This is a genomic window from Methyloprofundus sp. (assembly GCF_965251085.1).
Classification (GTDB): domain Bacteria; phylum Pseudomonadota; class Gammaproteobacteria; order Methylococcales; family Methylomonadaceae; genus Methyloprofundus.
In genome coordinates, this window is record NZ_OZ252594.1 from 3916809 (window position 1) to 3931924 (window position 15116).

Sequence of the window (15116 nt, forward strand, 5' to 3'; positions counted from 1 at the left end):
AAAACAGCCAATTAGTGAGCCTTGCTATCGACAAAAATCAGCTCTCTATATTTTCCGCACCCGTGACCGCGTGAAGTATAACAAACCCAGTGTATAAATGGCTGCTTGGTTTTATTTGCGTATTATTGAACCAGCTGATGAACGCAGCCTATGTACAACGCTGGTTGAGTCAGTAATAAAACACACTGCTCTTTTTACTGGGATTTTTCGATATCTCAATTATTTTTCACATACTTACCCTAATTACTTAATTATTTGGCGTTTATTTGAGATTCAATACTGTTGATGACGATTTCCGCTGCTGCTGTAGATCCCGCGACAAAAAATAGAAACGGACCAAAGTCGTTAACGCCATGTATTCCAGTAAAATACAAACCTGGGATGTTACTTTCAAGAGCATCACTCAGTTCTGGTAGGCTATTTTTTATTTCCATCTTGTTGAGGATATTTCCATCTGCAATAAATGGAATTTTTTGCACATCAGGGCGATAACCGGTAGCGCAAATCACCTGATCCACAAAAATTGTCCGATCTCCTGACAAGCTTACCTGCAATGAGCCATCTGCTTGTGGCACACAACCAACAATAGTCGTATCCGGATTGTGGCTAATCTTTTTATGCGTGACCGACTGCTCCAGAGAGTCTTCCAGTTGCAGCCTGCCATCATGCCAAAACCGTTGATTAATGACTTGCTTTTCTTCTGCTGGGTATTTACGCCACCAGCCAGGTTGAGTTCGGGTGCGTTGCATATGCTCATCTGTCCAGGTCCAGTCCGAGCGCACAAATTCAGGACGTGCATGCCGATAGACAAGTTCGACGGATTCAGCATGGGATGCTAGCAAAGCGGCAGTTTCAAAAGCACTCTGACGGCCACCAACAATTAAGCAGCGCTGATTAGAAAACTTGCTTAAATCGGCGCAGTCCGCCGTGTGAATACGCTGTTCTTCAGGAAATATTGCAGCCAGTTCAGTAGGAATAAAACGGTAGTCATAGTAGCCCGTGGCTACCAGTATATTTTGCGCACAGATAACATCACCGTTATCCATTACACATTTATAAATGTCCTGCTCATAGTTCACCTGAGCTACCTGTCCGAGTGTCCAATTCAGCTGCTCGGACTTTGCGGTAGTTTCAACGAAGTCGATAAAAAACTCACGAGGAACTGGAGATATTTGCTCGAAGGTCAGCTGACGTTGTTGCAGAAAATGCTCAAGCTCACTGCTTTCACCCCAGTCACAAGTCGTTCGCAGATTCATTCCTGGCGGCATATGTTGTTTCCAGAAACTCATGCATGATCCGGAAACCAGGTAATCCAGTTCACGTATTTTCGCCAGCCTTGCAGCAGCAAGGCCATAGGGACCAGCGCCAATTATAAGCAATTGAGTTCGTTTAATAAGACTCATAAGTATCTATTGTTCAGCGGGACAAGTAAGGTAAGGGTAAGCTTATATCTTGATAAGATTACCTTATAGGTAAGCCGCAATATATAAACTACTCAAAATAATTAAGAATAGACTGGAAATGTCACAACTCTCGCTCCCAAACTCTGTTTGGGAACGCATGAAAAGTAAGCTCTGCCTACCTAAACCTCCAATGCTGTTGACTTAAGCCCTCACTTGCTGGAGGGTTGAGTGAGGAGGATAAAATCAAGCATTTACAATCCCCTCATCCCAGCCTTCTCCCTCTGGAGAAGGAGTTTATTCTTAAGTCAACAGCATTGACCTAAACTTCTCACAGCAGAGCTGTTCGTCCATATATTCCCAAATAGGGATTGGGAGCAAAGTTGTGCTAGCCAGTTTGAGTTAGTGGGTAGGTTAATAATTATGGACTACCGTACACTCTAGCACTGGTATTCTGTAAAAGAAAATGCTGCAAGCTAATAACGCTAAACTTTATTCTGCAAATATCGTCGTAATAAATCCAACGAATAAATAGCTGCCTGGTTTTGTTTGCGTGATATTGAGCCTGCTAATGTACGCTGTCTATGGATAATACCCGTGGGAGTCATCAGTAAACTAAAGAGTCGTATACTCTGCTCTTTTTTCTGGAATTGTTCAGTGCCGCCTTGATATAGCTGAACCAGAACTAAATCAGTTCCCTCTTGTTGCTGGGTACTTTGCGCAATCCTTGTAGCAGCATCCAGAAAATCCTCTATCGCCAGTTTTTCAGTCTGTTGCTGTAAGATTTGCTTAAAAGTCGAACTAATCAGCCAGGGTTGTGCGATGCATTTTGCGGAAATAAGTCCCTGCGAAGCTGTTTCCTGAACAGATAATGTGAATTTTTGCTGCAGCATCAATTGGCTGATGACATCAACCAGTCCGCCCCGCAATCTATCGGCCCCATCTAATCCATCTATGGCAAAAATATAATCACCGATACTTTCCGCTACCTGCTTAACGGTCGTTGTTACTATCGACTGTTCAGTATGACTTGGGAAAATCAGTTTGGTTTGTACCTCATCTACGCCCGCGCGAAAACTGAGTTGTGCGCTTTCAGGCAAGGCCACTGTGTTGAGTATTTCCTGTAAATCAGATTCACCGATACCCACTGAGCGCAGGCTAATTAATTGTTCGGGTTGTAGAGAATAGCGCTGTGAAAGTTGGCTGACAATGCTTGCAGAAAACATATGCTTCATTTCGTAAGGCACGCCTGGCATAAAAACAAACCAGCATTGATTCTGCTGTACAGCAAAACCTGGCGCAGTACCCCATTCATTATCTATGCGTTGCGAGCCTTGCGGGAAAAAAGCCTGTTTGCGATTACTATCAGCCATCTCGCGTTTTCGACCACTAAAATACTGCGTGATCTGTTCTAATGCGACCGTATCCAGCTGTAATGGTCTTGAGAATGCTTCTGCAACTGCCTGTGCGGTCAGATCATCGATGGTTGGCCCCAACCCACCCGTACAAATACACACATCTGCACGCGTGGAAATATCGTGCATTAAGCTTTTTAAATCAGCTAAATTATCGCCTACTGCGGTATGTCGTTTAACGACAAACCCCATTTGTACCAGCTGCTGCGAAAGCCATGCGGCATTGCTATCGACCGTCTGGCCGCTAACGATTTCTTCACCTTGAGAAAATATTTCTGCTATAGCTTGCATAAATATCCTCTGATTTTATCTGCTATATGTTAATTGCCAGCATATTATCCAGCGCAATTTTAGCATTGACTGCGTCTTGTTTTTCTACGCTTATGCGGTTTACCACATGTCCTGCGACCAGATTTTCAAGAACCCAGGCCAAATGTTGCGGATCGGTACGGAACATGGTCGAACACATGCTTAAAGCGGGTGACATAAAATGGACATTTTTGCCTTCTGCTTTACACTCATCATGCAAGCGATTAACTAAATTCAGCTCGGTTGCAACCAACCAACGTGTGTTTGGCTCGGCTTCACGCACTATTTTCAAGATAACTTCGGTAGAGCCGATATAATCGGCTTTTTGACACACTTCAAAACAAGCTTCCGGATGAGCAATCACTTTAGTTTCAGGGTAACGCTCTAAAAAAGCATCAATCTGTTCTGGCTGGAACACCTGATGCACTGAACAATAACCACCCCAGAGGATCATTTTTGCCTTGCGGATTTTCTCTGCTGTCAAGCCACCTAATGGTTTGGTAAAATCCCATACCACCATTTCATCCAAGGCAATACCCATATTAAAAGCAGTGTTGCGGCCCAAATGCTGGTCGGGGAAAAACAGAATTTTTTCTCGCTTGGCAAAACTCCATTCGAGGATTTTCCCGGCATTGGATGAGGTACAAACGATACCTTCATGTTCGCCACAAAACGCTTTTAAATCTGCCGCTGAATTAATATAAGTTACAGGGGTGACTTCATTTTCAACATCAATGACCTTCGCGAGCTCATCCCAGCAGCGCTGCACATTAACTTTATTCGCCATGTCTGCCATTGAGCAACCCGCCGCTAAATCAGGCAAAATGGCAATCTGTTCCGGGCGAGACAAAATATCCGCTACTTCTGCCATAAAATGCACGCCACAAAAAACGATATATTCAGCATCGGATTCGGCTGCTTCTCTGGAAAGCTTTAAGGAGTCGCCGGATATATCCGAGTGCTGAAATACTTCGTCACGCTGATAATGATGGCCTAAAATAATACAGCGCTTGCCTAAAACTGCTTTCGCTTGCTGTATTTTTGTCGCGCATTCTTCATCGGAAAGTAATGCGTAGTTTTGGATGGGTAATGCAGTCATAATGATTTCTTAAAAACTCTTTTGGTAGGGCGTGGCTTCAGCCCGCAAATATCTTTACACTTAAAAGCGGGCTAAATCCACGCCCTACACATATATTTAAGCTTCGTCTTTAACAATAGGCTTATGCAGCTTAATATGCAATTCTTTTAATTGCTCTTCATTAATCATCGCAGGTGCATCCACTAATGGGCAAGCCGCCGATTGAGTTTTCGGGAAAGCGATTACTTCTCGAATTGAACTTGAACCTGTCATTAGCATCACTAATCGATCCAGGCCATAAGCCATACCACCATGCGGAGGACAGCCATATTTTAAGGCTTCGAGTAAAAAGCCAAATTTATCATTCGCTTCCTGTTCTCCGATACCTAGAATACCTAACACAGTGGATTGCATTCCAGTTTTGTCGATACGAATTGAACCACCGCCCACTTCTGTACCATTCAGCACTAAATCATAAGCTCGCGACAACGCTGTTCCAGGGTTGGCTTTAAGTTCTTCCTCTGAACAGCTAGGTGCTGTAAAAGGGTGATGGATAGCATTCCAACGCTGGCCTTTTTCATCCCATTCAAACATTGGAAAATCAACCACCCAGAGCGGCTTCCAGTCGCCTTCTAATAAGCCTAGATCCAGACCTATTTTGACCCGCAATGCACCTATCGCTTCATTGACGATATTGGTTTTATCCGCGCCAAAGAAGATTAAATCACCTGTTTGCGCACCGGTTTTTTCCAGTACCGCTTCCCAAACTTCAGCCGGAGCAAATTTAACAATCGGAGATTGCAGACCTTCAAGCCCACCATTTCGATCATTAACCTTTATATAGGCCAGGCCTCTTGCACCATAAATACTCACATATTTAGTATAGCCATCAATATCTTTACGGCTTAGTTTAGACCCCTCAGGAATACGCAAGGCGACTACACGTCCTTTTGGATCATTCGCCGGGCCGGAAAATACTTTAAACTCAACGTCCTTCATTTCATCGGCAATATCCACCAATTCTAATGGGATACGTAAATCAGGCTTATCAGAACCAAAGCGTGACATCGCCTCTGCATGCGTCATGCGTGGAAATGGGTCGCCTAGATCAACATCAATCACTTGTTTAAATAAATTACGCATCATGTCTTCCATGATCAGCATAATGTCATCTTCATTCATAAAAGATGTTTCAATATCCAGCTGAGTAAATTCAGGCTGTCTATCTGCACGTAAATCTTCATCACGGAAGCAGCGAACCACTTGATAATAACGATCCATACCAGCCATCATCAATAATTGCTTATACAATTGCGGTGACTGCGGCAAGGCAAAAAATGAGTTAGGGTGAGTACGACTAGGCACTATGTAGTCACGTGCGCCTTCCGGTGTTGCCTTGGTCAAAATAGGCGTTTCCATTTCAAAGAAATCCTGCTCATCCAGAAAGTTACGTAGATTACGCGTGACATCACGACGCACTTTCATTTTTTCCAGCATCGATGTTTTACGCAGGTCGATATAACGATAGCGTAAGCGCATTTCTTCGTTAACTTCTATATCACTCTCAATCGGAAACGGTGGTGTTTCTGCTTCATTCAATACTTCAATATGGCTGACCAGAACTTCGATTTCGCCGGTGGCCATATTCGGGTTTACTGTGCCTTCCAGGCGATCTCTGACGATCCCTTCTACACGTATAACATATTCACTACGCACACTTTCAGCGATAGCAAAAGTATCCGTTGATTCAGGATTAAAAACCACCTGTACCAAGCCAGCACGATCTCTCAAATCAATAAAAATCACTCCACCATGGTCACGTCTTTTATGTACCCAGCCGCACAATGCAGTTGATTCACCTAAGTTGTCTTTGTTTAATTCTCCGCACTTATGGGTACGCATAACTCTTTTCTCTGTTGATTGAATGTTTATTAACGCTACCGGCTCGACTGACGCTTACCGAAAACTCTACTTTTTAAGACTGCCTACTCTGTTTGCCCGGCTTTACTCTTCTTTTCGCTAGGCGCAGATTTTTCACCGGCAACATTTTTCTTATTGCCGCTTTTAAAATCTGTCTCATACCAGCCGCTACCTTTTAATCTAAAACCCGCAGCCGAAATTTTTTTCTTTAATTCTGGCTCATTACAGCTAGGACACGTTACCAGTGGCTCCGCACTCATTTTTTGCAAGGCTTCATGCTCATTTCCACAAGCTTGGCACTGGTATTCATAAATTGGCATTTGCTACTCCGAAAAAACAAAATAACTAAAAATATGGAGGCGAATTTGCTTTTTTTCAATAAGCAAATCAAAATTAACCCATTATTTTAATAATAAGCGGGTGTACAAGCAAGAAATCACGATGACATCTACTGAGAAAAGACTAACCATAAGGCAAAAAAATGCAACAAATCACCCTTACCCAACCTGATGACTGGCACCTACACGTACGCACCGGCGACCTGCTAAAAACAGTGATTAATCATACCGCCAGTCAATTCGCGCGGGCTATCATTATGCCCAACCTACAGCCCCCAGTGACCAACGTAGCGCTAGCATTAAGCTATCAACAGGAAATTCAACAGGCAACCTCTAGTGAATACAACTTCACGCCTTTAATGGTGCTCTACCTGACCAACTCCACCAGCATTAAAGATGTGCAACTAGCGGCTGCGTCATCCGCCGTGCATGCGTTTAAGCTGTACCCTGCTGGTGCAACTACCAACTCAGACCAGGGCGTAACTGATCTAAAGGCTGTATTCCCTATCTTTGCCGAGATGGAAGCACTCGATGTACCCTTGCTGATACATGGCGAGGTTACCGATCCAGACATTGATATATTTGATCGTGAACGGGTCTTTATTGAGCAAAAGCTAAGCCTTATTCATCAGCACTTTCCTCAATTACGCATAGTACTGGAACATGTAACGACCCGTGAAGCTGTGCAATTTGTACAGCAATCACCCGATAATATTGCAGCAACCATTACCCCCCAACACTTACTCTACAATCGCAATGCTATATTAGTCGGGGGAATCAAGCCACATTATTACTGCCTGCCAATACTGAAACGAGAGTCGCATAGAGAAGCCTTAGTTGCAGCAGCGACCAGTGGCAACCCTAAATTCTTTTTAGGCACTGATAGCGCGCCACACTTGACCCATTTAAAAGAAAACAGCTGTGGTTGCGCCGGTTGCTATTCTGCTTATGCAGCAATCGAACTTTATGCCGAAGCTTTTGATGCAGTAGGAGCATTGGATAAATTAGAAGGTTTTGCCAGTTTTTATGGCGCGGATTTTTATCAGCTACCCCGCAACACCCAGCAAATTACTCTGGGAAAAACAGACTGGCAAGTGCCTGATTATTACACTGTTGCTGATAAAACACGCTTAACACCCCTTAAAGCCGGTGAAACTTTGCACTGGAAATTACAGGGCTAAGGCAGCTGGAAACAATTTTTAGCATTGTTGTGAGTCGGGCTACTTTTTCTAGGCTTATAAAGTAGCCCGGCTAAGCAGCCTAGACTGATCTATGTAGTCTCTATTCCAGATCCTCATATAAATCTTCACCCAGATCTTCGCCATCCATGCCTTCAAAATCCAGAGGTTGTGCTGCGCCATCACTGATTAAATAATCCCTGCGCTGCATATAGGCAGAGCGGAAAAATATATAACGGTCTACTGCTGCCTCAGAAGCTACTGCTTCTGCTCCTAAAAAATCAGCTCTGACATCAACAATTTCCACCGTACGCAAACCGACAGAAAGTCCCCAGGATACGGCTGAGCTGCCAAAAAAGAAAGTATAGGTCAATGGATGTAAAGCTGAGTCACCTACATAACCACCCACACCTCTCACCGAGCTCGGTCCTAATAATGGAAGGACAAAATATGGACCTCTGGGAACGCCCCATACAGCCAGGGTTTGCGCGAAATCTTCTTCATGTTTAGGTAAATCAATCATCGTCGCGACATCAATAAAACCGGCAATTCCAGCGGTGCTATTTACCAGGAATCGTGCTGTATCCATACCGCCTTGTTTAGGCTTTGCCTGTAAAAAGCCATTCACACTGACACCGATATCTTTTAAATTTGCAAAGAAATTACTGATGCCCACATCTACAAACTCTGGGGTTACCCATTGATAACCTTTGGCAACCGGCTTTAAAACAAATTTATCGACTTGATCATTGAATGAAAAAATACCCCGGTTCATTCCTTCCCAGGGATCTGCAGGATCAGGATGAGACACTGTCGCGCAGGCCTGTAGCATAGTCAGGAGAATCCCGCCAAGAAGCAGGCGATATTTACTTATTTTATTTAACATTACTTACCTAAATACTAGCTAAAAGTTTATACGTACAAAAACTTCGCGTAACATAGCACATTTTTACTCAGCAATTTAATTTTTAGACACATGGAATCAGTTGAACATCCATTAAATGAGCGATTTAGGGGATACCTCCCCGTGATTATCGATATAGAAACAGCAGGGTTTGATGCCAAAAAAAATCCATTGCTAGAAATAGCCGCCGTGATTGTTGAATATGATAACAATGAACAGCTGCAAATCAGCGAAAGTCATGCTGCGCATATTATTCCGTTTGAAAATTCCATTTTAGATCCATCCGCATTAAAATTTACTGGCATAGACCCATACCACCCTTTTCGTATGGCAGTATCTGAAAAAGATGCATTACATAAATTATTCCTGCCCATTAAACAAGCGGTAAAGCGTAACAAATGTACACGCGCCATTTTAGTCGGGCATAATCCAAATTTTGATATAAACTTTTTAAACGCGGCCATTAACCGTACAAAAATAAAACGCAGCCCTTTTCACCCATTCAGCACCTTTGATACTGCAACCTTAGGTGGCTTAATGTATAAACAGACAGTACTCGCTAAAATTGGTAAGGAAGCCGGTATGGAATGGGATAATGTCCAAGCGCATTCAGCTCTGTATGATGCTAAGCAAACAGCTGAGATATTTTGTAAGATTGTTAATCGCTGGAAGCAATTGGAAGCGTTAGACACTGAAGTTTAGGCTTTAGACTAAATTTTCAGGAGTGATATTTCTGCAACAGGCAAGGAGTGCGCAGACTTAATCTTGACATCAGAAACTAACTTATTAGCGGCTTATTTTTTCTGATTTTTTAATTTTTCACTGATATGGTTAGCTCCCATCACAGCAAGAACGACGAAAGCGCCCGGAGTAATAATTGCCGCGGCGACTGAGGCTGATAGTTTTAATTTCTGCTGTCGATTGCTAGCGCTAGTGTTAGCACCCTTAGTATCGACAGGATAACGAATCGCACCACAAGAATGACAGAGCGGGTATTCTTTCTGTTCCGTGGTACCACAAAATGAACAATCTGGCATATAAAGCACCCTGATTTTTTATTATTGTCTTTCAATAATAGCAGAAAAATGAATATGAGTTTACCTAGAACACACTATTTGATTTATTCACCGCTTGTAGCAGAACAATTAGCGAGTGTTACTGCTCACCCCTTACTTACAGAGCAAGGCATTCAGCTACGTACAGTAAAACTGGCAGATTTGTCTGCCCTGCATATAAGCAACGAATTGAACCATGCATTGCTATGGATTGAACAAAAAGATTACCCGCAAGTCTTGTTATTTGCACAGCAAAATCATGTGTCTCTTGGTTTTTTACCCATCGCGGGAGATACACTAAGTCAGTTTTTTAAAAACCTGGATTTACCAAAAGACTTAGATGTCTGTTTAGAGATAGCCATAAATAAAGAGCCGATAATTATCGATACCATCGTATGTAACGATGAATTTGTCACCAATGGCGTCAACCTGGAAAAGCAGACTAAAATGACTGAATTTATCGGTGATAGTCATGAATTTACAAACCTGGGTAAACTTAAGTTTCAATTTAAACGCTTCCTGCATGCCTTCTCGTTAACCCCGCACCCAGTCACCCTGATAACCGCAAAAGGTAAAACAATCTCTACAGCGATTACCGGCATGGTGTTACTGGATTTTCATAAAAACGGCCCGCTGACTAATCTATTTGCTGAGTCTGTTTCCTTAAGAGATAAGCGTGTCTCAGTCGCCTTATTCGCGCCTCAGTCTATTCTGTCGTATTTACAGTTATCGTCTTCATTACTGGTCACCGCACAGAAAAAAAACCTGCCTCAGCAAATAGGCTATATACGTACAGCATCGTTAACCATTAAATCGCCGGTCGATACACATTACCTGATTAACGGCCGCCCCTTAAAGACGCGTGAATTAAAAATAGAAATATTAAATGCAGGCATCAAAGTCAATGCGGGCGATAAGTTCAGAGAACGGCAACACTATAGCGACGATAAGGAAAACGTCGCTTGTGAGCAATTACCACAACAGGAAAGTAGAGTTAAATATATCAGTGGCACTTTACCTTTATTTAGCCACGCCCTGGAGTCTGATTTTAAAGATCTATTCCTGGCTTTAAAGGAAAATTCCAGGCTCAATAGTACTTATATACTACTGATGGTCTTAAGCGCATTATTAGCCACACTGGGCTTATTTCTGAATAGCCCGTCAATTGTTATAGGCGCGATGGTGCTGGCTCCTTTAATGGCACCTATTATTTCCTTATCCATGGGCTTATTACGCTCAGATGATGATTTAAGTAAACGCTCATTCGTCACCTTCTTCACGGGTATGCTTATCGCCCTATCTTTATCTGCACTGATGGCTTATATACTTCCATTTCAGGAAATCACCAATGAAATTGCAGGACGCTTGCACCCCTCTACTCTGGATTTGCTGGTAGCAGTACTATCAGGGATCGCCGGGGCTTTTGCCAATGCCCGGGAGAGTATTGCCAAAAGTCTGCCAGGAGTAGCCATTGCAGTCGCACTGGTACCGCCTCTCTGTGTTTCAGGCATAGGCATAGGCTGGCTGAATTTCGAGGTATTTTATGGAGCCATGCTGTTATTTCTAACCAACTTGACCGGCATTATTCTGGCTGCGGGATTATCCTTTATGATCATCGGCTATGCGCCATTTTCGCGCGCCAAAAAAGGCATAGCACTATCAGCCTTTATGGTCGCCGTTATTTCAGTGCCGCTGGTCTTATCTTTTGCTGATATGCAGGAAATTGCGGCTGTAAAAAAACAACTACTCAGCCAGGATTACAATATAGCGGGCCATACTCAGCAATTGCGAAATATTAAAGTACGTTTAGGCCGTCCTTTAAAAATCAGTGCTGATCTAATGACTACCCATATGCCGAACCCCGTGGCATTAGCAGCTTTTGAGCAACAACTCTCAAGGCAACTAGGCCAGCAGTCCGTCGCTATCGATTTTTCAGTACGCCTGGTGACTGCCAATTATTTCAAACCATCCGAAAATTTGCTAGAGAAGAGCAAATAAAAGCGACCGTTAACCGCAAACACAGAACAGAGCAACTGTACACGCGTGATAAACCTAGAAAAATCAACTGGCAAATGAAAACCTTGGCTACGAACATAACACGGGGCATTTTGAGCATTTTACTGACTCGTGTAAAAAAGCAAACGTGTCGGGGAGTAGGCTTTAGCCTACACGTATAACAGATGGTGATTCATGTAGGCTAAAGCCTACTCCCCTTCGAATGTCCCGTCTTAAGTCCGTAACCCAAACCTTGATGTTAATTAGAAAAACGGGCATGATGCCAAAAATAAAAAGATGACAGAATGGCTAGCATGAGTCCTTTGTCATGGGGGGTTTTACAGCCTCATTAGGCTATCGATTAAGTAAATAGAGTAATGAAAAAGGTATTTGATAATAAATATCATGATAGAACAAGCGTTTTGTAGGATGGGCAAAGGAGGTACGACGTGCCCATCATGTTTTCGTTGATGGGCACGGATGAAGCCCTTTGCCCATCCTACAGCAAAACAAGATTGGTGAATGTTTTCATTGCAAAGGTAAAATGCTAAAAGGCAATGCCCCCTTTAGTGCAGATCGAAATGGGTATCATATTTCATGGGAATCTATTCCTGCCTGGGCGTGTAATCAATGTGGAGAAACTTATTTCGAAGAAAACCAAGTTAACCATATTAACAAAGCGTTAAAGCAAATTGATTGCGAAACTTTGGCATTAACATCTAAAGTTGCCTAATCAGGTAAGGGGTAGTTTCTCTAGCCCTTACCTATATTGCCGTATAAGTGCATCAAGTGTCGAATACGAGTTCGCGCTCTGAGGGAAATAGGTGACAGTCAGTGGTTTTGTTAAGAATCATAATTCTTAGTAGACCCTGATTTTTTCCTCTAACAGCATTACCCGCTTTCATCGGTACTACGCCATTATCCTAGCTTGCCGTCTACTCCTAATGGTCACCATGCCATGCTTTCGGATCCCAGGGAGTAGCATAGTACCTGCCTTAGCACACTTTACTATTTTGACCTCTGCCGGGCCAACAACATCGTCTAGAGCCCCACCTTAAACATTTGAGGCTCAATGACTTCAATTTTTCAATCAGCCTATTGCCTTGTTCCCCCCGCGCTTGATCTTTGCGCTTCCCCTCACCGACCCAGAGTTCTCTACCCCGCAGTTGGGCTGCCTAGCTGGAGCGGGGCTTACACCTGCTGGAATACACGACCTTGCCTAGCCGCACTGACCCCGGCTTTGCTTTTTTTTGTGATCCCCATCACAGTTTTACTTGATGGTCTGTGGCATTATCTATTCTCAAGTTATATTAAATAGTGGCGTGGAGAATTTTAGCTCTGGCACAAATAAGAAACTAAATTCTATGAAATGTGTCAAATGAAAATTGCAAAATGGCTTAGGGAGATGGAAAGAAATAATCATCCAAACGAAGTAAGCTTGTGTCTCAATAATTTATAATAATGAATTCTGAATTTATTCTCACACTAGGCAGATAAGCTTGTTGATATTAACAGATAGCATTATAGGTTGGATTATAAATACAGCCCATCGTTTAAAAGGCTCGGTACGTCGTATATTCATGGCTGAAACGGTGGAGCTACTAGGCTCAGGTGGTGCAAGTATTGCTGAAGAAAAACTAGGATGGAATAGAGGCACTATCCGAAAAGGACAATATGAACTTGAAACTCAGCCCATAGAAGATAATTTTTCAGCGAGAGGGCGTAATAAAAGTGAAGAGCATTTTCCTCATCTACTTGATGACATAAAAAAAATTGCTGAACCGGAGTGTCAAACGGATCCCTCTTTTAATTCCTGTCGATTATATACCCGGCTAACGGCTAAAGAAGTTAGAAAACGTTTACTGGAGATTGATTATTACGATGAAAAAACATTACCTTGCTCAAAAACTATCAATACAAAATTAAATGACCTGAGTTACCATCCAAAAAAGGTACAAAAAACAAAGCCTCATAAGAAAATCAAGGAAACGGATGCAATTTTTGAACAAGTTCATTCAGTCAATGGAATGGCAGATATCAACCCAAAAGAGATTCGTATATCAATTGATGCCAAAGCAAGAATGAATATAGGAAATTTTTCACGGGGAGGACGAAATCGGGTTTTAACAAAAGCAGAGGATCATGATTTAGATGTTAAGGAAAAGTTAACTCCTTTTGGTTTTTATCTGCCTGAACATGATGATTTTTTCCTTTTCTTTACAGCAGGCTATGCCAGCAGTGATTTCATCGTTGACCGATTGGAAGAAATTTGGCCAGAAATTCAAGAAAAATATGGAGTAGATATTCTGACAATTAACGCTGACAATGGTATGGAGAACAGTAGCTCCAGAACTCAGTTTATAAAAAGGCTTGTGGAGTTTGCTGAAAAAAGCAACATAAAGATAAAACTGGCCTACTACCCTCCTTATCATAGTAAATATAACCCAATTGAACGAGTATGGGGAGCCTATGAAAATCATATTAGTGGCGACATAATGGATACAGTTGAAACAACTTTAAAATTTGCCAAAAGTATGACCTACAATGGCAAAGCACCTATTGTTAAATTAACAGAAAAAATATATGAAACAGGAGTAAAGGTAGGTAAAAAAGCAATGAAGACGTATTATCAGTTTGTTGACCGAATGCCATCGTTGGAGAAATGGTTTTTGACCATTTCTCCTGGTTGTTCTGGATGATTATTTCTTTCCATCTCCCTTATCAAGAATTAGACAGTTTGTAATTAAATTTCATACTCCAAATATATTTATTACAAATCACAAAAAGGAAAGATCATGAAACTATCTAAAAAATTAATCTCTTGCAGTGCTGTAGCAGCCCTGCTGGCTATTGGAGCAAGTACAGCACAGGCAGACCCACGGGTCACCGTTACCTGGCAAAAGCCGGCTGGCGTTGACATCCACCAGGTGCATATTACCAAGATCAACGATGGTAAGTCCTGCGTTATCACAGACAATACCGATTCGTGCAGCTTCACGGGCATTTTTACCGGTGGCAATGCGCCCAAAGTGTTATTCCGCCTGGCGTGGGTGCCCGATGCAGAAACCAATGGTAACAAGATTTCAAACCCGGCGCAGGTGCATTATCTGTATCTAGATCTCCCGTCCAGAAATGATACCGGCCTTATGGAGTATTTCTATGACGTTCCTGCGCATAACGTCAACATTACCAATAACATGGACTTTCAAATGGCGGTTGGCATTACCTCCAGCAGAGTGGCGGAACAAGGTTTGCGTGACTCCCTGCCCGTTTCCCACCATCTCCGTGGTGTGACTCGGGTGTCTACCCATTCGCTATACTATGATGGTACGACCAAAACCATTCCAGTGTTAGACGGTTGCTATACGGTATTCGCTGTCGAAAAGGACTGCCCGGGAAGTGGATGTAAATTTCCTGCGCACCACACGCCTCTGTGCGTGGGCGGCCCCGCTGATGTGGATCCCACAGCGCCTGCGAATGCTATCACGCTGACGCCGGATTCCTTCCTTTAACCTTAAATTAGA

General features: G+C 42.8%; 13 protein-coding genes. 6 read left to right on the top strand and 7 right to left on the bottom strand.

Annotated features, from left to right (window positions below):
* Positions 1-251 precede the first annotated feature (251 nt).
* From ACQY3F_RS18460 to ACQY3F_RS18480, 5 genes are all read right to left on the bottom strand, one after another.
* The gene (locus ACQY3F_RS18460) at positions 252-1403 is read right to left on the bottom strand and encodes an NAD(P)-binding domain-containing protein (protein ID WP_428356471.1); all 1152 of its coding nucleotides are present in this window, start codon (positions 1401-1403) and stop codon (positions 252-254) included.
* A 482-nt stretch (positions 1404-1885) separates the two neighbouring features.
* Entirely contained in the window at positions 1886-3106 is a 1221-nt protein-coding gene (locus tag ACQY3F_RS18465; protein WP_428356472.1) for a competence/damage-inducible protein A, read from the bottom strand.
* Positions 3107-3128: 22 nt separating this feature from the next.
* Positions 3129-4223 carry a quinolinate synthase NadA gene (gene nadA / locus ACQY3F_RS18470; RefSeq protein WP_428356473.1) on the bottom strand — a complete coding sequence of 365 codons (1095 nt, stop codon included), beginning with the start codon at positions 4221-4223 and terminating at the stop codon, positions 3129-3131.
* A gap of 96 nt (positions 4224-4319) precedes the next feature.
* Positions 4320-6104, bottom strand: coding sequence for an aspartate--tRNA ligase (gene aspS / locus ACQY3F_RS18475; protein WP_428356474.1), 1785 nt, complete (start codon positions 6102-6104; stop codon positions 4320-4322).
* 83 nt (positions 6105-6187) lie between these two features.
* Positions 6188-6442: an FmdB family zinc ribbon protein gene (locus tag ACQY3F_RS18480; RefSeq protein ID WP_428356475.1), complete on the bottom strand. Its 255-nt coding sequence runs from the start codon at positions 6440-6442 to the stop codon at positions 6188-6190.
* A gap of 161 nt (positions 6443-6603) precedes the next feature.
* Between ACQY3F_RS18480 and pyrC the strand changes: the two genes are divergently transcribed.
* Positions 6604-7641 carry a dihydroorotase gene (pyrC, locus tag ACQY3F_RS18485; RefSeq protein ID WP_428356476.1) on the top strand — a complete coding sequence of 346 codons (1038 nt, stop codon included), beginning with the start codon at positions 6604-6606 and terminating at the stop codon, positions 7639-7641.
* 100 nt (positions 7642-7741) lie between these two features.
* Here pyrC and ACQY3F_RS18490 read toward each other — a convergent pair whose 3' ends face one another.
* Positions 7742-8524 carry an MlaA family lipoprotein gene (locus ACQY3F_RS18490; protein ID WP_428356477.1) on the bottom strand — a complete coding sequence of 261 codons (783 nt, stop codon included), beginning with the start codon at positions 8522-8524 and terminating at the stop codon, positions 7742-7744.
* 90 nt (positions 8525-8614) lie between these two features.
* On the opposite strand from ACQY3F_RS18490, the gene rnt reads away from it, so the two are divergent.
* A complete protein-coding gene (gene rnt / locus ACQY3F_RS18495; protein ID WP_428356478.1) occupies positions 8615-9244 on the top strand; it encodes a ribonuclease T in 630 nt (209 codons plus the stop codon).
* A gap of 92 nt (positions 9245-9336) precedes the next feature.
* Here rnt and ACQY3F_RS18500 read toward each other — a convergent pair whose 3' ends face one another.
* Complete coding sequence (locus ACQY3F_RS18500; RefSeq protein WP_428356480.1) at positions 9337-9579, bottom strand: hypothetical protein; 243 nt, start codon at positions 9577-9579, stop codon at positions 9337-9339.
* 54 nt (positions 9580-9633) lie between these two features.
* Between ACQY3F_RS18500 and ACQY3F_RS18505 the strand changes: the two genes are divergently transcribed.
* The 4 genes from ACQY3F_RS18505 to ACQY3F_RS18520 all read left to right on the top strand — a co-directional run bounded on the left by ACQY3F_RS18505 (position 9634) and on the right by ACQY3F_RS18520 (position 15104).
* Positions 9634-11595 carry a DUF389 domain-containing protein gene (locus ACQY3F_RS18505; RefSeq protein ID WP_428356481.1) on the top strand — a complete coding sequence of 654 codons (1962 nt, stop codon included), beginning with the start codon at positions 9634-9636 and terminating at the stop codon, positions 11593-11595.
* A gap of 487 nt (positions 11596-12082) precedes the next feature.
* Positions 12083-12325, top strand: coding sequence for a YgiT-type zinc finger protein (locus ACQY3F_RS18510; RefSeq protein ID WP_428356482.1), 243 nt, complete (start codon positions 12083-12085; stop codon positions 12323-12325).
* Between the two features lie 769 nt (positions 12326-13094).
* Positions 13095-14291, top strand: a complete 1197-nt coding sequence (locus ACQY3F_RS18515; protein ID WP_428352931.1) for an ISAzo13 family transposase — start codon at positions 13095-13097, stop codon at positions 14289-14291.
* Positions 14292-14387: 96 nt separating this feature from the next.
* Positions 14388-15104 carry a hypothetical protein gene (locus ACQY3F_RS18520; RefSeq protein ID WP_428356483.1) on the top strand — a complete coding sequence of 239 codons (717 nt, stop codon included), beginning with the start codon at positions 14388-14390 and terminating at the stop codon, positions 15102-15104.
* The last annotated feature ends 12 nt before the right edge of the window (positions 15105-15116 follow it).

Coding starts and splice junctions, on each gene's coding strand:
- nadA (WP_428356473.1), bottom strand. CDS start 4,223: ATGACTGCATTACCCATCCAAAACTACGCATTACTTTCCGATGAAGAA.
- rnt (WP_428356478.1), top strand. CDS start 8,615: ATGGAATCAGTTGAACATCCATTAAATGAGCGATTTAGGGGATACCTC.
- ACQY3F_RS18460 (WP_428356471.1), bottom strand. CDS start 1,403: ATGAGTCTTATTAAACGAACTCAATTGCTTATAATTGGCGCTGGTCCC.
- ACQY3F_RS18480 (WP_428356475.1), bottom strand. CDS start 6,442: ATGCCAATTTATGAATACCAGTGCCAAGCTTGTGGAAATGAGCATGAA.
- aspS (WP_428356474.1), bottom strand. CDS start 6,104: ATGCGTACCCATAAGTGCGGAGAATTAAACAAAGACAACTTAGGTGAA.
- ACQY3F_RS18520 (WP_428356483.1), top strand. CDS start 14,388: ATGAAACTATCTAAAAAATTAATCTCTTGCAGTGCTGTAGCAGCCCTG.
- pyrC (WP_428356476.1), top strand. CDS start 6,604: ATGCAACAAATCACCCTTACCCAACCTGATGACTGGCACCTACACGTA.
- ACQY3F_RS18490 (WP_428356477.1), bottom strand. CDS start 8,524: ATGTTAAATAAAATAAGTAAATATCGCCTGCTTCTTGGCGGGATTCTC.
- ACQY3F_RS18500 (WP_428356480.1), bottom strand. CDS start 9,579: ATGCCAGATTGTTCATTTTGTGGTACCACGGAACAGAAAGAATACCCG.
- ACQY3F_RS18505 (WP_428356481.1), top strand. CDS start 9,634: ATGAGTTTACCTAGAACACACTATTTGATTTATTCACCGCTTGTAGCA.
- ACQY3F_RS18465 (WP_428356472.1), bottom strand. CDS start 3,106: ATGCAAGCTATAGCAGAAATATTTTCTCAAGGTGAAGAAATCGTTAGC.